Origin of the sequence: Ekhidna sp. (genome assembly GCF_965247405.1) — a bacterium.
In the GTDB taxonomy this organism is placed as follows: domain Bacteria; phylum Bacteroidota; class Bacteroidia; order Cytophagales; family Cyclobacteriaceae; genus Ekhidna.
Genome location: NZ_OZ252014.1, coordinates 121,106 through 140,798, shown reverse-complemented (window position 1 = coordinate 140,798; position 19,693 = coordinate 121,106). Strand labels below are relative to the sequence as shown.

The following is a 19,693-nucleotide window of genomic DNA, read 5'->3' as shown; positions in this document are numbered from 1 at the left end:
TATTGTACAACAAATAATTAATCACTTGTATGAAAGGATCACATTTAGGTGAACTGGAAGAATTGGTACTATTGACGGTAGGGTCGCTTTATGATGAAGCATATGGTGTTGCGGTGATGGATGAAATAAAAGAGCAGGCTGGCAGAGACATGAACATCAGTGCCGTGCATGCCGTCTTACGGAGACTAGAAGAAAAAGGTCTTTTGAAATCTCAAATGGGAGGGTCTACCAATGAACGCGGTGGTAGACGAAAAAGGCTCTTTACTTTGACCAAAGCTGGAAAAGAGGTTTTAGATGAAAGCATTGCGTTGAGGACTTCTCTTTACCAACGGATACCAAACATCAATTATAATTTTTCTTCATGAAATACAATCCTCCCAAATGGGCAGATCGGTTTTTAAGGTGGTATTGTAGCCCAAAATATATCGAAGAGATAGAGGGCGATATCTATGAGCTTTTCGAAAGAAGGATTGAACATCAACGCCTGTGGCTGGCAAAACTAAAGTTCATTTGGGATGTGCTACGCTTTTTTAGGTGGTCAAATATTAAAAGGACAAACTCAAAATACACGACTATGAATCGTTTTACAATGTTTTCTAATTACCTGAAGTTGGGAATGAGAAACATACGCCGAAATATGGTTTCATCGATGATTAATATCATAGGGATGGCCATCGCCATTTGTTTCGCTATTTCTATATTCATATTTACTGATTTTCAGTTGAATATGGATTCTTTTCATTCGAAAGGAGATCGCATCTATCAAATCACCAATTATGTGGATCAGGATGGAAATGAGAATTTATGGAGTGACTCGCCCATCTCATTAGGACCAGCAATTGCTGAAGATCATCCATCTGTTGAATCGTTTGCTCGCATAGAATACAGGAGTTCGGTGGTTAAATATCAATCGGATGTTTTTGATGAACTAGTTGTGTTCACTGATCCCCAGTTCTTTGAAATGTTTGATTTTGCTATGATAACGGGCAATCGTAGGGTTCTTTATGATAAGAGCCAGGTGGTAATAAGTAAAAAAATGGCCATCAAATATTTCAATGATGAAGAACCAGTAGGAAAGGAATTGACCTTCAAATTTATGAATGGTCAGAAGAAAAGATACATGGTGGGGGCAGTGCTCGAAGATTACCCAAATAATGCCAGCATTGGTTTTGATTTTTATCTTCCAATGGAAAGTTTTTTCGACCTGGGATGGGAGAATACTCAGGGATGGGATTTTATGACAGATGGCACCTTTATCTTACTGAAAGAAGGGGAGTCAATCAGTTCGGTGTTTGACTCATTTGATAGATACAAAGAGGTACAACATGCCAGTAATCCGGAATGGAAGATTAAGTCCTTTGAACCCCTGCCACTGGCTGATTTATCAACAAAGTCCTACATGATTGAAGGATCAGTATCAGGAGGGGGACACCCTGCGGGAAGGGTAGCCTTGCTTATTATAGCTGGGTTCTTGCTGGGAATGGCATGCTTCAATTTCATGAATATATCTGTTGTAAGTGCCTCCAAAAGACTGAAAGAAATTGCCTTACGTAAGGTAATGGGTAGTGTAAGGAAAGACATCATCCATCAGTTTATGACCGAGAATCTACTCAAATGTTTTTTTGCATTAATTGTTGGCTCTTTGTTGTCGTATTTCGTACTCATCCCTTGGTTTGATATTATGGTTCCTGAGCTGGATATCGAGTTTAGAACCATCAACCCAATGACTCTTGTCTACTTTATGGTTGGATTACTTTTTGTAGTAGGAATCATCTCCGGAGCATATCCATCCTTTTATATTTCAAAATTCGATACCATCACCATATTCAAAGGGAAGGAAAAGTTTGGCTCAAAAAATCTTTTCTCAAAGATGATGCTGGGGTTACAGTTTTTCCTTGCAGTGATGACGATTGTTGGCTGCTTTATTATGACTGAGCAAAGCATCTATCTAGGCGAAAAAGATTGGGGATATGATCCGACAGGCACCCTGTCTGTATATGTCAATGGACCGGAGCAATACGAATTATTGAAAAATGAAATTGTCAATCACCCTGCGGTAGAAAGTCATACGGCTTCTGACCTGTTGATAGGAAGAGGAATCACCAAGTTATCCATGGAAATGGGAGAAAAACAAGTGGCAGTTCGTCGCATCAGCGCATCTGAAGATTATATTGAGACGTTTCAATTACGAATGGTTGATGGGAGGCCCCTGACCAATCGAGCTGAAGACTTGAAGGGCAATGTGGTGGTTAATGAGAAATTTGTACATGCCATGGGTTGGGAGAGTGGTGTCGGACAAACATTCACCCTTGATAGCGTGCAGCACCAAATAGTGGGTGTGGTGCAAGATTTTCATTATTACGATTTTTTCTCAGCCATCGATCCGGTAATGATACAAGGTCTGGAGCCTGAAAAAGTAAGATACTTCACCGTCCAATCGGATCCGTATAAGCTATCGGATTTAGAACAATACACCCGTGAAGCATGGTTACAGATTGCTCCAGATGATCCATTTGATCGCATCTTTCAGGAGGATGTATTTGATGGATTCTACCAGGAGAATAAGAGCAACATTTCAATCTTGATGTTGATTACGGGTATTGCCATAGTGCTTGCGTGTTTGGGGCTTTACGGGCTAATTTCATTTAACGTACAAGGAAAGCTCAAAGAGTTTAGTGTTCGTAAAGTATTAGGAGCTCATCCAAAAGTAATTGTTAGAATTATTGGTAAACAATACATATGGGTGTTGGCAATTTCGTTTTTGATCGGAGCTCCTCTAGGCTCCATAGGTATGATGAATCTTGTAGTATCTATTTTTCCTGAACCTAAAGCTGTCTCTATTATTCCATTTATCGTGGCGATGGCCATTATTCTGCTGACCTTAATTATTACGGTGGCAGGACAAATAAAACGAGCGATTAATGTCAATCCTGCAGAACTTTTGAGAGCGGAGTAAATAGGGGAGGTTAGTTTACAATAATCTCCTCACATACTTTGGTTACGGTGGAGCAGCCATGCACCTCTGCCTCTACACATACTACGTAATCACCAGGATTGAATTGATATTCCAGGCGATCATCTCCATCGGCCTTTTCTTCTTCAAAGAAGATCAGGTCCTGGTTCTGATAAATCGTCCATGAATATTCAATCTCATCCTGCCTTTCAAAAGTTGCCGTGAATTCGAAGGTGTCGGCTGTAATTTCTTCAACAATGAATGAAAGAGTAGGACAGGGGTCTACAACCTCTAAAATCTCGCAGTATGCTGTACCAGCAAAACAATCGAATGCCGCTGATTGCGCTTTTATGCAGATTTCATAGGTGCCGGGCTCAAAGGTTCGATCCAGTATAAAATCACCACTCACACCTATACCATCTTCTTCTATTTTGATTCCATCTATGTACCAACCAAACTGCTCAAGTTGATCTATTTCCATAAAATCAGCTTCAAAAACATATCGGGTATCACCGGCCCAATCGGTCGTAAAAGACAGGCTGGGACACGTCTTACACATGTCAAATATTTCGAAAAGTTCAAAGTCATTAGCAACAGGGAAAATCTGATTCTTTGAGTAGCTGTAAACTTCCAGTGGATAAACGAATATGGGCTGTTTGTCAAATCCTTGTTGGGCTTCAAAATCAAAATAATCCTGCAGTGTGTCAATTTTAACTGTGATGCTATCCAGGTCGATCATTTCTATTGGATACACCAAATCAAAGCATTGGGTGAAGTATTTGTCAAACTCATCACGAAGCGTGACAAGCTCACACTCCTCCAGTAACTCGATTAGGTCAGATTCATTTTTGATTGTTTTTATTACATCTCCTTTTGATGCCAGAATGGGAAATGCAACGGCATCAACATGGAGGCCGGCATTCATGTTGTTGGAAACCTCAGAAAGTCCCTGATAACTCTCTACAGTAATGGTGAGGTCGTTGTTAAATCGAAACTCTAAAGGGAAGAATAGCTCGAAACAACTTTGATTTGCAGTAAGATTTGATTTTTCAACCGCTCTTAATAAAGAAATAATCGCGGTGCTTTTTGAGAACTGTGTAGTGTCTGGTTCTACTGGAAAATCAATTTCATCATCACTAATGCACCCATTCAAAAGCAGGATCAGACTCAAAAGACCGATTTGAAAAAGACCTTTTAAAACAATCCAAAAAATCAACTGCTTGTTCACGGGTTTATTCACTGATTAACTTTTAAAATTAAGTGGTTAAATAGAAAAAAAAGAAACCGCCCGGTTTCCCGGGCAAGTTTCCAATCGACTAACCTGAAAAAGTTATGGAAGCGAGTAAATGTTACATACCTGAGCTTCTGTACAACCTCCGTCTTGTATCAAACAGATTTCATATTCCACGCCTTCTTCAAACGGCCAGCTAAACTGGTGATCGTCTTCACTGCCTGCCTCACGCACTTCTGATCCCTGGAAGTCATCATTGATGTACACTTTCCAGATGTAGGTGACATCATCTTTTCCATCAAAATCAGCAGTAAACGTATACGTATCAGTTTCGGCGTTCAGATCAGCGGTGTAAGACAACTCCTTACATTCCTCACCCTCAATTACGATTTCCTCACAATACTCAATGTCGTCACAGCCTTCCTGACTAAGTACCAGGCAAATGTTGTATGTGCCAGGGTTAAACTGCCAGATCAGCTTATGATCTGTTTCCTGACCATCCTTGTTTTCATGCTCAACCAAATCATCATTCACATACCAGTCATAAGCCACATGTTCTTTTCCATCAAAATTTGCATAGAAGTAGTAAGTGTATGGATTGTCTTCTTCAGCCTCAAATGATACTTCTTCCGGGCAATATTGCTCAACCACAATTTCCTGGCAGTATTCTACTTCACCACATTCATCATTTTCAGCTTTGATGCAAACCGTATGAGTACCAGCGGCAAAGTCCCATTCAAGATAATTGGTACGGTCATCGTTGAGTGGCTCTTCTTTTACCATGTCACCGTTTACATACCAGGCATATTCAATATCATCTCTGCCATCAAACTCAGCGAAAAATTTGTAATCATGGTCATCTAGCTTGTCTGAAGTAAAGGCCAATCCAATACATTCTTCTTTGTTTGGATCTTCGATGACAAACTCCACACAACCTTCAATTCGCTGATCACATGACTCAGACTCAGCATTGATGCATACTTTGTACTCTCCAGGCTCAAACTGCAGATCAAATTCAGTGGTATCTAGCTCACCTGCATCAAATGATTCAATAAGCTGGCCATTGACAAAGAGGTCAAAAGCCACATCTTCAAGTCCGGTTGCAAATACATGTGCTTTCATATTTGCACTATCAATTTCTACATCCAGATTTACGCCCGGACAGGGATTTTCATCTGAATTACACGCGCTCATTAACAAGGCGGTAAGAATTACTGTGGCAATGCCATACGATTTTAATAATCTCATGGGTGTTCGTTTTAGTTTCAACTTTTTTGTATCAGGGAGTTTCCCTTGTTTGGTGATGAAACGCAGCGCACCCTTTCATACCCTACCCCCCTCCAAAGGAATAGCTAATGAATTGAGGTTTGAGATCATGTAAAAAACGGATAGTTTTAAAAATTGATAATGCCCGAGCAAAAAGATCCTTTATGTGATGAGGCACAATTTGATGCCTTCTACAGTGATCATGCCAGATCACTGCGAAATTTCATTTACTATAAGTTTGGAGATGCCGATCAATCCGATGATGTGGTGCAGGAGTCATTCATACGCCTTTGGAAAAACTGCGCTAAGGTAACTATGGAAACGGCGAAAGGCTTTCTTTATAAAGTCGCCATAAATCTGAGCACCAGTTTCAAGCGATCAGAGAAAGTACGATTGAATTACAAAGAACAGGTAGTAAGACTTGAGACCAACCAAGAGTCGCCTGAGTATGTGATGTTAGAAAAGGAGTTTATGGATAAGCTCACTGAAGCGATTGCCTCCTTACCGCATAGGCAAAGGGAAGTATTTCTAATGAATAGAGTGGAGAAGAAAACATATAAAGAGATCGCTGAATTATCGGGAGTGTCTGTGAAAGCTATTGAAAAATCAATGCATAAGGCGTTATTAAAGCTCCGTGCAAAAATTGGTGATGTGTAAGGGGTAGGGTAAATAAACGATTGGTGCGTTAGTGAATTAGGAGAAAATAATATGTGCAGCAAGTTTAATGATGATCGATTTCTAGCCAGGTGGCTCAATAATGAGCTCACCCCTGAGGAGCTGTCTGCATTCCAGAATAGTGATGACTATGCTGTTTATAAGAAGATCATTGCTGGTGCAGGGAATATTGAATCACCCCATTTCGACGAGCAGGTGCTTTTATCGCGCATAAAGTCACAAAAAGGAGGAAAACTGATTGTTACGAAACGAAAGATAAACTACCTGAGATATGCAGCTGCAGCTGTAGTGTTGCTTGCAATAAGCTTTGTATTTTATACCATGCTGCTGCCTGATATGACGACTATCAAGACGCAGATTGGCGAGCAGCGAACAATACACTTACCTGATGGTTCAGAAGTGGTTTTAAATGCCAACTCCTCGTTGGCTTACTCGGATGATGATTGGGAAGAAAACAACCGTACAGTGAAGCTGGAAGGGGAGGCATATTTCGAGGTTCAGAAGGGAAATACCTTCACAGTTCATTCGAATACCGGTTTGGTTACGGTGTTAGGCACTCAGTTTACCGTTCGTGATGTAGCTGATTTTTATGAGGTTAAATGCTTTGAAGGTAGTGTGGAAGTAGCAAGTGGGGAAGAGCAGGAGATTCTTAAGCCTAAACGATCTGTTAGGAGAGTGGGGGGCAAACACATGTTACTTCGATCAATAAAGGGATCTTCACCGGAATGGCTGCAAGGGAAAACAACCTTTGAGAGTGTTCCGGTGAGCCAGGTATTTGTCGCACTTAGAAATCAATATGATATCCGAATAGAAAGTGGAAGTCTCGATCAAAGTATGATCTACTCCGGCACATTTCCACACGATGATTTGGAGCTAGCTGTAAAGGTTGTATTTACTTCTTTGGATATTGATTACGAACTTAAGGACGGCAATGTAGTAGTTGTTGCTACAAAGTAAGTATATGAAGCACTACCGATCGCTAATCATTCTGTGGTTGCTTTCCAGTGCTGTATGGGCACAGGACGATACGATTGCGTCTGGTAGCCTGAAAAGCTATCTATCATTTCTTTCAGAGCAATATGATGTTGAATTCTCCTTTTTGGATCATGTTATCGCTGATAAGTTGGTCCAATTTGATTCTGTAGAAGAGAAGTCATTGTCTGAATTGCTCGTACGCCTGCAAAGGGACACACGTCTACGTTTTGATCCAGTCAGAGAGGGATACATTGTAGTGAGACCATACGCGTCATCGGATATGGTTCGATTATGCGGATTTATCACGGATTACGCCAATCAGCCACTAATTGGAGCTACCGTCAGCTATTCAGCAAATGAGGGGGTGTTTACGGACGAAAATGGCTACTTCGAATTTGACTCAATCCACTATGGTGCACGGTTGACTATCCGATCCATCGGTTTTCTTACTAAATCTCTGAATGTAAAAGACCTTTCTTTCGATAACTGCAACAGATTTAAGATGGGCGAATCTGTGAGTGTGCTTAAGGAGGTTGTGATTAGTGACTATCTGGCCGCCGGTATTCATAAAAATCGGAACCATGTTACAATTAATCCGAATGAGTTGAAGACACTATCAGGACTGGTTGAGCCTGATATCCTCCAAAGTATTCAACAATCTCCCGGAGTAAATAGCCCATATGAAACCGCAGCGGGCATTCATGTGAGGGGAGGTCTTCCCGATCAGAATCTTGTACTTTGGAACGGTATCAAAACATATAACCAGGGGCACTTCTTTGGGATGATATCCGCCTTTAACCCATATATAACTGATAAGGTTCGATTCATTAAAAGTGGAACCAGTGCAAGGTATGGAGATCGTGTTTCTTCAGTCATTGACATTTCTACCGGGCAAAACCTGGTGAATGATATCTCCGGTGGGGCGGGAACCAATATGCTTTATGCCGATGGTTTTTTAAACGTTCCGGTTATTCAGAATAAACTGTCCCTGCAGCTTTCAGCACGGCGATCATTCACGGATTTACTTGAAACATTCACCTATAATCAGATGGCTGACAGGGTATTTCAAAACACCAAGATTAGTGAGAGCCTTTCTAGCGATAGCCAATCCAGTAATCGCTTCTTTTTCAACGACTTCACGTCTAAGTTGCTCTGGAAGGTAGATGATCATAACAAATTGTCAATCAACACTTTATATAACCGGAATGATTTAGATTTTCAATCTGAAAATCAGGACACCAATCAATCCTATAATGACAAGCTTTTGAATGCCAATGAAGGGTTATCCGTTGATTGGAGGCATGAGAACAATGGTCCTTTTAGCTTCAATGCAGATGCCAATTATGCCAAGTATATACTTCGATATGAATTCATTGTAGATGATGCAGATACTACATCTGGTTCGTCCAAGAAAAACCTGGTAAGAGAAGCAGGTGGTCGCTTAAACGGCAGGTATGAATGGAACGACACGCACCAAATTGAGTTTGGTTATCATTATTCGAACAACCGAACGCAATATGCATATGAGACTTCCGGAACCTCTTTCAATCTCATTTTAGATTCAGATAATACGACGATCAATACCCACTCCTTTTTTGCAGAGTATGCTTTTAACGGATCCAAAATCTACATTCATCCGGGACTCAGGGTGAATCATTATCGTGAGCTGGGAGAAACCTTTGTTGAGCCCAGGCTCTATGTCGAAAGGCCCCTTTCAGATGAGATAGCGATCTCAGCATCAGGGGAGTATCGCACGCAGATTGCCAGCCAGATTAAAGAGTCTGTTGTAAGCGATCTATCATTGGAAAACAAGGTATGGGCCCTTGCCTCCAATGATCGATTTCCCGTAATCAGAAGTTATCAGTTCACACTTGGGGCTTCTTTTGAAAAGATGGGTTGGCAGGTTGATTTGGAAGGGTATCGCAAACAGCTAATGGACGTGACCACCCTGACTTTTGGTTATCTGAATCCCCACGATAATCAGTTTAGAAGGGGGGATAGCAAGGTAATTGGCAGTGACCTATTCATTAAAAAGCAGTGGATGAACTATGAGGCCTGGGCAAGTTATTCGTACGTCCGAACGGATAACACTTTCAAAGGGCTAAACAATGATGAACCATTTCCAGGTAGCTGGAACATTGAGCATACCGTCCGGTTTACTAATAATTATCATGTTGGCAAATGGAGCTTTTCACTCGGGTGGATGTGGCATACAGGGAAATCCTTTACGGAGGTGGTAGAAGATAGCTCCAATGGTCCTGTTTCGATTGTTTATGGTGAGCTTAATGCCAACAACCTGCCTATCTATCATCGTCTGGATGGCTCTGTGCTTTATGAATTTTCGTCCCGAAAATATGAACGGATTCGTTATCGCCTAGGCCTGTCTGTTTTAAACATGTACAATCGTCGCAACCTGTTGAATAGGGAATTTCGAACGACTCCTTCCCTTAATAATGAGCTGATAGACACCAAAGTATACTCACTGGGCATTACACCAAATCTGGTATTTCGAGTTTTTTTCTAGCTAAAAGGGCCAGTTTCGAACAACCATGATAACACCACTAATCACCATCATCAATATCACCAGTAGACGAAATTGTTCACTCTTCATTTTCTTCAGGTATCCTTTACCGAGGATGGTTCCAAATGTGGCTCCAAGTCCAAGCGTGATGCCAAGCATCCAGTTTTCAGCACTAAGCAAGCCAAAAAAAGTATAACTACTGATCTGAGCTAACCCCTGAAAAAATGAGTTTGCCGTTTTTGTTGCAATGAGCGCTTCTTTGTCCAGCCCGGCGTTGAGGTAGAAAGGATTCAATACGGGTCCAAGAGCACCTATCATGGTGCCTAAAATGGATACAATGAATCCAAGCGGGATAAAATACCATTCCTTGAATGGGAACGAACGCTTAACCTTCCCTAATCGGAATTGGAATACGGTACTTATGAGAAAGATGCCGACGAAGATTTGAAGAAATGAGAGGTTAGCTTGTTTGAATAGCCAGGACCCAATCCAGGCTCCTGTGATTGCAGCAGGAGCATAGAAGAGGCAGAGTCTCCAGTGTATGTGGTTCCAGAAGATAATCAAACGTGCTGGTCTGCCTAAAAAGGTGCCCAGGTTCAGGACCGGAGCTGTGCTGCTCACACCTATAAACCAGTTGAGAAATGGAACAAGCACGAGTGCGCCACCGCCACCAGAAATTGTGGACAGAATAAATGCGAGGACACCCGCAAAAAATAATGCTACAAGGATTAAAAAATCTATTTCAGGAAGCCATTCTAATAGTGCACCCACCATGCAAATTTTAAACTAAAAATGCTATTCGAAATCGGCTTTGGAAATAAGCTGGTGTTCGAAAAGTGCTGACATCACCAGCTCTGTCATCTCACTTTTGAAACTAAACTCACCTCTAATATCAGAGACATACGCTTTCAGTCTCATTTTCAGATAGGACTTCCGGTCTTTTACCTCGTTGAAAAACAGGACAGTAATCGGTTTGTTCAAATAAATCTGCTTCGACACCTGAGCGGCTTGAATAGCGATCGCTCTTACTTTCATGGTGTCGATATCTACCGGAAGGTAAATTTCTGCGACCACCTGGCAGTTCGCTTCACCATTGTTACTATTAGAGACCGAGCTGTTCATGATTTCACTGTTGGGAATGGATACCAATGAATCATCAGGGGTAACAATCCTCGTAGATCTTAATCCAATATTGACTACTTCACCATAATAATCACCTACTTCGATTTTATCGCCAACGACGAACGGACGATCGAAGAGAATAACAATACCTCCAAAAATATTTTTTAAGATATCCTGTGCAGCAAATCCTACAGCCACTCCAATGGACGCACTTAGGGTCACAATAGCAGCTGCTGGTGGGCGAAAGATGCCAGCGATAATTATCGTAATGAGGATAACCCATGACAGGATTCGGACAATTGGTACAAATCCTTTTAGGGTGATGCGATAGGTGGTGCTGCGCTCTGCAATCAACTCCAGCACTTTGGTGATGATACGAATGACAAAGTATCCAATGACCAGGAATATGATTGACCAGATAATCTTTGATACAGAAAAGATCTCCGAGAGATTAGGAGCATCATCTGTCACCTGTTTTAAGCCATTCCCCTGAGTTAAGTTAGCGAGAGAATCTACCTCCTGGCAGATACCAGCCAATGAAAGAAGCAGTCCGTAAATAATTAAACTGATCTTTTTCATCACAATAGGTTTTTGGATTTAAGTAAGGAGATAACGCTGCGATAAATAAGTGGATTGACCATATAATAATCCTTCTTTTTAAGTAAAATCCCATCTTCATACAAGCTTGCCAAAATCATATGACTGCTGTGTTTTTGCATCCGTGCGAGGCTTGCGAATTGATTGACTTTAAGCCCATCGTGCAATACGAGTAGGTGGAGGGAGGTGATTTTATCAGAGGACAGTCCATTGAGAAATGTAAAATCGGGCTTCTTAAACTGGCTGATCACGATGCTTTCGGTGGTCACCTCTTCGGTAGACAGCAACCAAAACATTAGCGCCATGCTAATATTGCTCGAAGAGAATTCAATCAGACTTTTGAAGAATTCCTTTTTAAGCAATTCCTGTTGCTCTCTTTCATCCAGCTTGGTGAATTTTTTTGATTGCAGATGAGATTCAGAGGGTTTGAACTTCAGCTTGTATCCACTTATTCTGTTTCTTTTCTGAATGAGCTCTTCAATTTCTTCTTCAGACGGTTCTCTCAGCTTTATTTCAAACCGGAATGCCTCATCAAACTGAATCGTTTTTTGGAAGTAGCCCCAACTATACAAATTGCATGTTACTACCCATAGGATGTTTTTTGAAGTGTTTTGAATGAGCTTAGACAGCTCAATGAGGTTTTCAAATCCTCCAATCTTGCGGAAATACATGCCCTGTAAATCTTCGATAATAATTATCTTCTTAACCCCTTCATTCAATTTCTCTGCAATCACGTCCCAACTCATTGATTGATCAGGAGAAGCATCAATGATTTCACCTAAGAATTGAAAAAGTGATTGTATCTCACCATCAGAAGAACGAGCGGAAAACCGGTTACACCGATATTTGAAGATGCCCAGTTGTTCAAAGTGATTTACAAAGGAGGTCAGGCCGCTCCATTTTTCACCTACTATGGCGATGGAAGCACGTTTATCATTGGCCCAATACTGGTAGGCCTCCCGTAGTTCATCCAATTCTTTCTGTCTACCTACATACAGCTCTTTATCTGATACCGGGGCGATTTGATAAAGGTTTCTGTAAATAAGAGGAAGCGCCTGAACAACATTTTCAGTATCTATCAAAAAGTTAGAAACCTCGATATTTACATCTTCTTCCGAATCCAGAGATAACCTCCTGGTAATCTTATTCTTAAGGCGGATGATCAATCCAAACTTATCTTTAAGGTATTCCTTTATGAGTTGATACCGGTTAAGGATTTTGCTTCGCACTTCCTCCTTGTATTCTTCGGTGGATTGGATTGCTTTTGCTCGCATGATTCGCATTCGGATCTCGCGAACGTTTTCGGTTTTGGTCAATTCCTCCAGCGAGTCAACGAAGTTTTCAACTGCCTGAATCACTTGTTCGTTAGCATACTCAATGGCCTGTCTGATGGCATTACGCACATCTGCAACCCTGGCAGCAGAGCGCTCCATACTTTCCCTGGCAATACTTTTGGCAGACTCAACATCATTATTTACCTCCAAATCGTCCAAGGCAGTGGATAAGCCATAGATGATCATATGATCCAGATCCTGCGCCGTAAGCAGGTTTTCATTGAGTTTACCAACCAGTTCTGCTTTTGCAGCATTTAGTTGTTCACTGAGCTCAGGCGCAGTTTCAAATGCGATCAGATCATACGGAGAAATATGAGTGATTTCTTCTGAGTCAATGGGGGAAAGGTAATCCGTAACAGATTTGGTAATCTTACGCTCTTTGGTAAGCTGCTCCATGTGACTCCTGGTACTTGCATCCAGCCTGGAGATACCATTGATCAGGCTTTTATTGCTTAACTTTTCCAGCAGGGAAGGGATCAATTCCTTGTCCAGAGTCTTCTGAGATAGGTAGACTTGCTTTTTTAAGATGCCGGGTAAATTATCCTCATTTTTTTCAATCAGGTTGGATGTTTCACGGATTAGTTTATCAATCGCGTCTAATTCGTTTCCAACATATTCATTGATGTTTGTCGATTGGCTTTTGAGGAATGTATTTAAATCAGATTTTGCCTGAAACATCAATGACTGTAAGGTGAGATCTGAACGCCAGGCCTCCAGAAAAACATTGAATGTATTGACCCATCCCTCATCAGCTTCCCACCATTTTTGATCTAATTCTTTGAATCGCTTTTCTACTTTTTTGGATTGGTATTGAGAGGTAATCAACTCGATTGTGCCGGCTTTATCTATGGCCTGATCCAGCTCAGCAAATGCTGCGTGTAAATCATCCTTCATTTGTTTTTTGAAGGATCGCTTGAGTGCAGCAAGTTCTTTCTTTAATTGAGAAGAGGTTTCATCAGAGGTGGTGGTAGCTTCTGAAAGGTTTGATTCTTTCCTATGCAAGTCAATGAATGCCTGCATGACGGCCCTGTTGAAGGGCTCTATAATGTACTGAAGCTTTGGGATAAATTGATTGATTAGGTGCTCTCTCACGATGGCATGGACAGGAACCTGATGCTTCCAATAAATTGACTTCTTTCTCACGATTCGTTTTGGTAGCTGAGAAAGCGTCCAAAAGAACCATTTAAAAGGCTTTACTATTCTTAAAATAACCTTGTCATTGGATTGAATTTTAAATCTTTCAGCCTTTTGTGGGATACGCTGAGATACGGGGAGTTTCTCTAACTCTTCATAGAAATCATTCAGAAAGGTGTCTGCCAGTGAACTGAAGCTTTCCGGTTCATACGTTTGCCATATCTCTTCGGTGAAAGCCAGCAACTCTTGTTTGCACTCGATTACCTTATCTGGATTTTTCGCACCCTTGCTATAGAGCGAAGCTATCTGTTTTTCAAGATCCTGAAATTCACTTAATTCTCTCTTGAATAGACGGTCAAAAGCATTAAACAGCCGATTCAATACCAGGTTCTCATAGACTTCCTTAAAGGCACTCAGTTTTTTATACATGCAGTCAGGTGATCAGAATTGATGAAGATAAGAATGATTCATAACTTTTATATCCTTTAGACGGGGTATTTAGCTTAGGTCACCTCAAAATTAGTGAGCGTTTATCGGGACATGGCTATGCGTGTGTCTCCTCTGATCCAACAACTTTCGATTCTGGTAGTTGTTGTATTACACAAATCTGTTGATTATGAATTATCTGGAAATTATTATCAAGCTGATCATAGGCTTAAGCATTCTTAATGTATGGCTGCTACGATCAGGCAAGTCTACCCAGTATCGTGGGGGAGGCGCTAAGAACATTAAGGAAGAATTCGCTGTTTACGGGCTTCCTTCCTGGTTTATGATGGTTATTGGAGCGGCTAAAATTGGTTTGTCCATTCTGCTGATAGCATCGATTTGGTATCCTGTAGTGGAATCCGTTTCAGCTATTGGAATTGCTTTATTGATGGTAGGTGCGGTTGGAATGCATTTTAAAGTCGGTGATCCGGTAAAAAAAGCATTGCCTGCTTCGCTTTTTCTGATTCTTTCAGTGATTGTCTATCTGATGTAATTGACCAGATAGAATCCGTAGAATAAATAACCATTTATGATCATAAAGACGAAGGATGGGAGAGACTCTTCTATGCCGTCTTTGATTTTCACACGTACAGCAAATCCTAACAGCATAAGTGCACTTAGCCCCACTGTGCCCACCATTCCGAGTAATGGAAATTTAAAACCAATTAAAATTCCGATACTACCGAGCAACTGAAGTACGCCTGTGATCATCCGTTGTTGATTGGATAATCCAAAACGGTTGAATTCTTCCACCATCTTCTTTGAAAACAGACAGCTTAACCCGTAATAGAAAAATGCCAATGCGGTAAACGATGCAAGCACTAAGTTGAACTTCATAGATTCAAAACACCTGATTTCGAATATGGTTTTGTAATCCTGCAAACCAATTGATTTCTCTTTTTTCTGAAGAATGATCCCTCGTTGGTTAAGTTGATAAATTGATTTTACCTTTTCTCATTAGTTTTATCACATGACCGACACCAACCAACCCATTACACCAAAGTGGCTATCGGAGCTTCAGCAAAGAAGCTGGGAGCCTGAAATACTTCTTTCCGGTATCGTGCTTTATGGCATGTTCAAAGTGCCCGACCTGCTCGATGATTTTCTTGTCTTCTTCAAGCTGAACATTTTTGGCAATTCTCAGGATATTGATAATCTGGTTGCTCTGTCCAAGATGGGCATCTACTGGCTGATAACAGGGTTAATCCTCCATTTGATTTGTCGGGGCATCTGGATAGGTATGGTAGGTCTCAGTTATACCTTTCCTCAGGGCATTAAAAGTGATGCACTGGAGTATAAGGGTAAGTTTAAAGAGAAGGTGAATCGAACACCCTCTTTTGAACAGATTGTGATTCGTTTGGAGAAAATCAGCAGTTCGCTTTTTAGCATTTCGTTTATGCTATTTATGAGTTTAATCGGAGGGTATTTTTATTTTCTGATCCTGGTCATAATGCCATTCACTATCCTTTATGTTTACTTCGATTTGGGCTTCTCTGGTCCATTGTTTAATTCCTTTCAGGTTTATGTCTTATTCATTGTAGGTGTTGCACTTGTTGCCTTACTTGATTTCGTAAGCCTGGGATACCTTAGGCGGTTTCGAATATTTGTCAAAGTCTATTGGCCGATTCATCGGGTAATCAGTGCACTAACCCTCTCTCGGTTTTATCGTCCCATTTATTACGGGGTAGTATCCAATTTCAATAAATGGGTGTTTTTTGTTTTTCTTCTGACATTTACATTAGTGAGCATATTTGGTGCGGGTACTATTACCAGCACCACCTATCCGGGCGATTCATATTCCAGGTTATCGCTATGGGGAAATGATCGAGGCTTCACGGCATACAATGGATATTACGATGATCAAAATCAGGAGGTGTTTTCGTATCGGGCTCACATTCCTTCCGATATCATCACAGGGGATGTATTAAGGCTTTTTGTGGTGGGCAATATATCGTCTGAAGACAATATGTTAGAATTTATGCCTTTGGATTCGCTAAAAGAGGTTTACCCGGACACCTCAAACGCGGCTCTGGACCTAATGATCATTAAGGGCTTTTATTCTGTTAAAATTGATGATCAACCGGTGCAAATTGATCGGTGGTTCTATCATTACAAGTCTCAAACAAAGCAACGTGGATATCTCACTTTTATTGATATCAGTGAATTGGACGAAGGAAGCCATCACCTGACGGTAAGTGGTCCCGAGACATTATATAGTAATCCCTTTGCTGACATTCCTTTTTACCGTGACGTTGCGTTACCAGCTGTTCTAAAGCCTGGTGCCAGTAAGGACGAAGATGAGGGGAGTACTGATTTTCAACCGAAACCCTTCGGTGTAAGAGAATAAAAAAGCAAGATCATACCTGATCTTGCCCTTTTGTCCCACAGCTTAAAATATTTTTATGCTTTAGAAGCCTTTGACAATGGAATCGTTATGTCATTTTTGAGATACTGCATAGATATGTATGAAAAGAGGAACCCTGATGCCATCGCTTCTATAAAAAGAACCATGCCAGCCGTCAAAGGGTTTAAAAATTCTTTTTGTGGATTGTCAGCTACAATTGCAGCTAAAAAGATTGGATCGAAATAAATATATATACCAACAAATAAGGCAAAAGACGCTGCGGTAACTAACCCTGTAAAAAATCCGGCGGCAATGCCGGTAAGGTAGTTAAACTCCAATTTGAATGGACGATCCCTGAAACGTTTGATAGATAAAAAAACACCTGCAAACATGATCACAGCGTTAAATGTTCTTAGCTCGGTGATCTCTGCCAGCCCCAGAATCTTCATTAATAAGAAGAACGCAATGAGACCTGCGGTGGTCGTGAGACCGTACTTGAATACATGTTTTTCTTCCTTACCCATACCATAACAACATGGCAAAGACCTTAAGGTTTAAAAAATTTAGATTTTTGATGATTGATCATTAATGAAGTGAATCGTTGATCAGTTTACATCGCTCAACTTATCATTCATATCCCGCAGCGCCTGGTCAAGTTCTTCTGCTGATTTGTGCAGGTTTTCATTGATAAAATCAAGGTTCTTACTATCTCCCGGCTCGTACAAATCAACCAGCCCTAATATGCGGGCCAGTGGAGCGCGTACAATGTGCGAATGCGTAGCAAGATATTCTTTGAGTTGCTTATTTTTTCGCTTGAGCTCCTCTGTACGCTTCTGCACTACCGCTTCCAGGTTGTTGTTCATGGTGATGATTTCTTCATTCGCCCGCCTGAGTTCCTCTGCCTGCTGCTCGATCTGCTCATTTAGCTTTTGCAACGATTCATTGGCCTTCCTTTTTCGAGTGAAATTCAAATAGATGAGGTAAGTGAACAGAATCATTACCACCAGACCTGCGATGAGCGTATTCCGGGTCCAGATTGCATTTGCTAATATTTTTTCGTTCTCCAATTCAGTTTTTCTTCGCTCAATCTCCTCCTGCATGCGCTGCTGTTCAAAGGCATCCTGGGCTTCCTTAAAGGCAATCCGTCGAGTTACATCCATGTTGATCAGTGAATCATTCAGCGCCTTGTACGTTTGGAAGTAAGCCAGTGCTTTTGCATGCTGATCAGATTGTTCATAGAGCTCGGCCAGGTTTTTTGCTGCATCTCTTTTCTCTGCTCTCAGACCTGCTTCATCTGCCTCTTCATACGCACGAGTGAAAAAGTACTCTGCCTTGGCCGATCGGCTCTGTTTTCTGTACATTTTACCAAGATCAATGTAAGTGAGGCTGAGCACGTACTGATCTCTGTATTGTATTGCTAAATTCTCTGTGAAATACAGGTATTTGAATGTTGAGTCAGGCTCATTCAGATGCATAAAAACGCTCCCAATGTTGTATGTAGCATAAAAAGCATTATCGGGACGGTTCAATTCATTAGCTATGGCCAGGGACTTTCTTAAATGAATAAGGGCCAAATCATAGTTTTCATTTTGTTTTTGGATATATCCAATGTTATTAAGCAAGACGCCCTCTCTGGCCGTATTGTTAAGTTCTGAATATAGCTTCGCAGATTGCTCATAGTAGGAGAGGGCCTGCTCGGTATCACCAATGAAGTTGTAGACCCGACCAAGGTTGTTATATACTTTGGCCTGACGATTCTTTTCGTTCAACTGCTTAAATATTTTTAAAGCATGCAAAAACTCTTGCAGCGCAGTATAATATTCACCCATTGAGGTGTGACCGATCCCCCGATTCATCACTGCGTCAGCCTCGCCAAGAGGATAGTTCATGGATCGAGAAAGCTGCTCAGCCTGATTGGATAGGAGAATGGTGCTGTCCGGGTTGCTGTTTCTTAGGACATAGCTCAGTTCGTTCATCGCCTCAATTTTGCGGATCATATCCGGAGAGGTTTCTATGGTATTTACAAGATCTCGAACATCATCCTGCACTGCAACCAAACCAGTGGCATAAATAGATAAAGCGAACGCTATGAGACATCTAATTTTCAGCAAGTTAAAGAAGACGATTAACCAATAAATTAACAAAAAATGCAGAGGGTAGCAATTTACCGGAACAATTTTGCAGTGCTCAGAATGCTAGGTATTCATCCATCGCCACCATTTACCCAGTAAGGTTTTTGGCTCCTTTTTACGCGTTGCGGGTAGCGGTTCCAGCGATTGTTCTTGCTCTGCTTTTGATACCTCTTTCTTTTGCCTGATGTTTTCGGCTTTCCTGAGTTTTTCCTGATAGTGTTTAGCCTTCAGTTCCTTCAAGCGATGAGCCTCCTGTTCCTTACATCGTTTTTCCTGGCGAGCCTCGTAGGCCTCTTTCTTTCGTTTTGCTTTTAGTCTTCGCTTTTCCCTTTCTTCCTCACTCAATTGCGGCCGTCGGGTGCGCTCTGGTTTTTTCTTCTGATCCTCTGGCTCAGCCTTTTTCTTAGGTTCAGGTAAATCTACTTTACCTAAAACTTTCAAGCCCGGAAGCTCTTTTTTTGGTGCCTTGATCAGCTTTACTTTCTCTAAATCCGGAGTTGCTTCTTCATTTTCCAGTAGCTCAAGCAGCTTGTCTGTCTGAATGACTTCATCATCGTTTGGTCGGGGTTGCGCCTCCAGTTCTTGCTCAGAGGTCACTGACGTTTCCAGATCCTCACTAGGTGCAGAATGGATGGCCAGCTCTCCATCTACAGAGGCAATGTCTTCTTCAGGACTCATTGGTTCAGATGTTGGCTGATCAAAAGATTGTTCAGGCTCTTTTTCCTCAATTTGTTCTTCAGGTTCCAATACTGGATCGTCAGGGTAGAGGTCAAAATGCTTAAATATCTGTGTTTCAATCGCGTCGTAAAGCTTCGCGTTAGCATGAAATTTTTCACCGGTTTCCTCTTTGAGGTAATCGATAATCTCCTGTAGGGGAATGTCATATTTACGTGCCAGCTGTCCGAGTCTCATAGGTGTACCAT

At 41.3% G+C, this 19,693-nt stretch carries 16 protein-coding genes; 7 read left to right on the top strand and 9 right to left on the bottom strand.

Annotation, left to right across the window (positions count from 1 at the left end):
* Positions 1-29: 29 nt before the first annotated feature.
* Positions 30-365 (top strand): PadR family transcriptional regulator, encoded by a 336-nt coding sequence (locus tag ACP14Y_RS00620; protein WP_424961035.1) that lies wholly within the window; start codon positions 30-32, stop codon positions 363-365.
* On the top strand, positions 362-2,956 hold the full coding sequence (locus ACP14Y_RS00615; RefSeq protein WP_424961034.1) for an ABC transporter permease: 2,595 nt from the start codon (positions 362-364) through the stop codon (positions 2,954-2,956). Before ACP14Y_RS00620 ends, ACP14Y_RS00615 begins: the two co-directional genes overlap by 4 nt.
* Before the next feature lie 10 nt (positions 2,957-2,966).
* On the opposite strand, the gene ACP14Y_RS00610 is transcribed toward ACP14Y_RS00615, so the two are convergent.
* Both ACP14Y_RS00610 and ACP14Y_RS00605 read right to left on the bottom strand, forming a co-directional pair.
* The gene (locus ACP14Y_RS00610; protein ID WP_424961033.1) at positions 2,967-4,193 is read right to left on the bottom strand and encodes a hypothetical protein; all 1,227 of its coding nucleotides are present in this window, start codon (positions 4,191-4,193) and stop codon (positions 2,967-2,969) included.
* 90 nt (positions 4,194-4,283) lie between these two features.
* Positions 4,284-5,432 carry a hypothetical protein gene (locus ACP14Y_RS00605; protein WP_424961032.1) on the bottom strand — a complete coding sequence of 383 codons (1,149 nt, stop codon included), beginning with the start codon at positions 5,430-5,432 and terminating at the stop codon, positions 4,284-4,286.
* Positions 5,433-5,591: 159 nt separating this feature from the next.
* Between ACP14Y_RS00605 and ACP14Y_RS00600 the strand changes: the two genes are divergently transcribed.
* From ACP14Y_RS00600 to ACP14Y_RS00590, 3 genes are read left to right on the top strand one after another with little or no spacing between them, the layout of a single operon-like run.
* Complete coding sequence (locus ACP14Y_RS00600) at positions 5,592-6,107, top strand: RNA polymerase sigma factor (RefSeq protein ID WP_424961031.1); 516 nt, start codon at positions 5,592-5,594, stop codon at positions 6,105-6,107.
* A gap of 51 nt (positions 6,108-6,158) precedes the next feature.
* Complete coding sequence (locus ACP14Y_RS00595; protein WP_424961030.1) at positions 6,159-7,082, top strand: FecR family protein; 924 nt, start codon at positions 6,159-6,161, stop codon at positions 7,080-7,082.
* A 4-nt stretch (positions 7,083-7,086) separates the two neighbouring features.
* On the top strand, positions 7,087-9,624 hold the full coding sequence (locus ACP14Y_RS00590; protein ID WP_424961029.1) for a TonB-dependent receptor: 2,538 nt from the start codon (positions 7,087-7,089) through the stop codon (positions 9,622-9,624).
* On the opposite strand, the gene ACP14Y_RS00585 is transcribed toward ACP14Y_RS00590, so the two are convergent.
* From ACP14Y_RS00585 to ACP14Y_RS00575, 3 genes are read right to left on the bottom strand one after another with little or no spacing between them, the layout of a single operon-like run.
* On the bottom strand, positions 9,625-10,392 hold the full coding sequence (locus ACP14Y_RS00585; protein WP_424961028.1) for a sulfite exporter TauE/SafE family protein: 768 nt from the start codon (positions 10,390-10,392) through the stop codon (positions 9,625-9,627).
* Positions 10,393-10,416: 24 nt separating this feature from the next.
* The gene (locus ACP14Y_RS00580; protein ID WP_424961027.1) at positions 10,417-11,322 is read right to left on the bottom strand and encodes a mechanosensitive ion channel family protein; all 906 of its coding nucleotides are present in this window, start codon (positions 11,320-11,322) and stop codon (positions 10,417-10,419) included.
* A complete protein-coding gene (locus ACP14Y_RS00575; RefSeq protein ID WP_424961026.1) occupies positions 11,322-14,237 on the bottom strand; it encodes a hypothetical protein in 2,916 nt (971 codons plus the stop codon). Before ACP14Y_RS00575 ends, ACP14Y_RS00580 begins: the two co-directional genes overlap by 1 nt.
* A 187-nt stretch (positions 14,238-14,424) precedes the next feature.
* Between ACP14Y_RS00575 and ACP14Y_RS00570 the strand changes: the two genes are divergently transcribed.
* The gene (locus ACP14Y_RS00570) at positions 14,425-14,787 is read left to right on the top strand and encodes a DoxX family protein (protein WP_424961025.1); all 363 of its coding nucleotides are present in this window, start codon (positions 14,425-14,427) and stop codon (positions 14,785-14,787) included.
* Here the strand turns inward: ACP14Y_RS00570 and ACP14Y_RS00565 are convergent.
* Positions 14,775-15,131 (bottom strand): DoxX family protein, encoded by a 357-nt coding sequence (locus tag ACP14Y_RS00565; protein ID WP_424961024.1) that lies wholly within the window; start codon positions 15,129-15,131, stop codon positions 14,775-14,777. The two genes, ACP14Y_RS00570 and ACP14Y_RS00565, sit on opposite strands and share 13 nt — an antisense overlap.
* A gap of 133 nt (positions 15,132-15,264) precedes the next feature.
* On the opposite strand from ACP14Y_RS00565, the gene ACP14Y_RS00560 reads away from it, so the two are divergent.
* Entirely contained in the window at positions 15,265-16,641 is a 1,377-nt protein-coding gene (locus ACP14Y_RS00560) for a hypothetical protein (RefSeq protein WP_424961023.1), read from the top strand.
* 53 nt (positions 16,642-16,694) lie between these two features.
* On the opposite strand, the gene ACP14Y_RS00555 is transcribed toward ACP14Y_RS00560, so the two are convergent.
* From ACP14Y_RS00555 to ACP14Y_RS00545, 3 genes are all read right to left on the bottom strand, one after another.
* The gene (locus ACP14Y_RS00555) at positions 16,695-17,162 is read right to left on the bottom strand and encodes a hypothetical protein (RefSeq protein ID WP_424961022.1); all 468 of its coding nucleotides are present in this window, start codon (positions 17,160-17,162) and stop codon (positions 16,695-16,697) included.
* A gap of 81 nt (positions 17,163-17,243) precedes the next feature.
* Positions 17,244-18,749 (bottom strand): tetratricopeptide repeat protein, encoded by a 1,506-nt coding sequence (locus ACP14Y_RS00550; protein WP_424961021.1) that lies wholly within the window; start codon positions 18,747-18,749, stop codon positions 17,244-17,246.
* A gap of 84 nt (positions 18,750-18,833) precedes the next feature.
* A complete protein-coding gene (locus tag ACP14Y_RS00545) occupies positions 18,834-19,682 on the bottom strand; it encodes a hypothetical protein (RefSeq protein ID WP_424961020.1) in 849 nt (282 codons plus the stop codon).
* Positions 19,683-19,693: the final 11 nt, after the last annotated feature.

Excerpts from the sequence above, each read along its gene's own strand:
- ACP14Y_RS00560 (WP_424961023.1), top strand. The coding sequence starts at position 15,265 with ATGACCGACACCAACCAACCCATTACACCAAAGTGGCTATCGGAGCTT.
- ACP14Y_RS00590 (WP_424961029.1), top strand. The coding sequence starts at position 7,087 with ATGAAGCACTACCGATCGCTAATCATTCTGTGGTTGCTTTCCAGTGCT.
- ACP14Y_RS00545 (WP_424961020.1), bottom strand. The coding sequence starts at position 19,682 with ATGAGACTCGGACAGCTGGCACGTAAATATGACATTCCCCTACAGGAG.
- ACP14Y_RS00620 (WP_424961035.1), top strand. The coding sequence starts at position 30 with ATGAAAGGATCACATTTAGGTGAACTGGAAGAATTGGTACTATTGACG.
- ACP14Y_RS00555 (WP_424961022.1), bottom strand. The coding sequence starts at position 17,162 with ATGGGTAAGGAAGAAAAACATGTATTCAAGTACGGTCTCACGACCACC.
- ACP14Y_RS00580 (WP_424961027.1), bottom strand. The coding sequence starts at position 11,322 with ATGAAAAAGATCAGTTTAATTATTTACGGACTGCTTCTTTCATTGGCT.
- ACP14Y_RS00570 (WP_424961025.1), top strand. The coding sequence starts at position 14,425 with ATGAATTATCTGGAAATTATTATCAAGCTGATCATAGGCTTAAGCATT.
- ACP14Y_RS00565 (WP_424961024.1), bottom strand. The coding sequence starts at position 15,131 with ATGAAGTTCAACTTAGTGCTTGCATCGTTTACCGCATTGGCATTTTTC.
- ACP14Y_RS00605 (WP_424961032.1), bottom strand. The coding sequence starts at position 5,432 with ATGAGATTATTAAAATCGTATGGCATTGCCACAGTAATTCTTACCGCC.
- ACP14Y_RS00595 (WP_424961030.1), top strand. The coding sequence starts at position 6,159 with ATGTGCAGCAAGTTTAATGATGATCGATTTCTAGCCAGGTGGCTCAAT.
- ACP14Y_RS00575 (WP_424961026.1), bottom strand. The coding sequence starts at position 14,237 with ATGTATAAAAAACTGAGTGCCTTTAAGGAAGTCTATGAGAACCTGGTA.
- ACP14Y_RS00600 (WP_424961031.1), top strand. The coding sequence starts at position 5,592 with ATGCCCGAGCAAAAAGATCCTTTATGTGATGAGGCACAATTTGATGCC.
- ACP14Y_RS00615 (WP_424961034.1), top strand. The coding sequence starts at position 362 with ATGAAATACAATCCTCCCAAATGGGCAGATCGGTTTTTAAGGTGGTAT.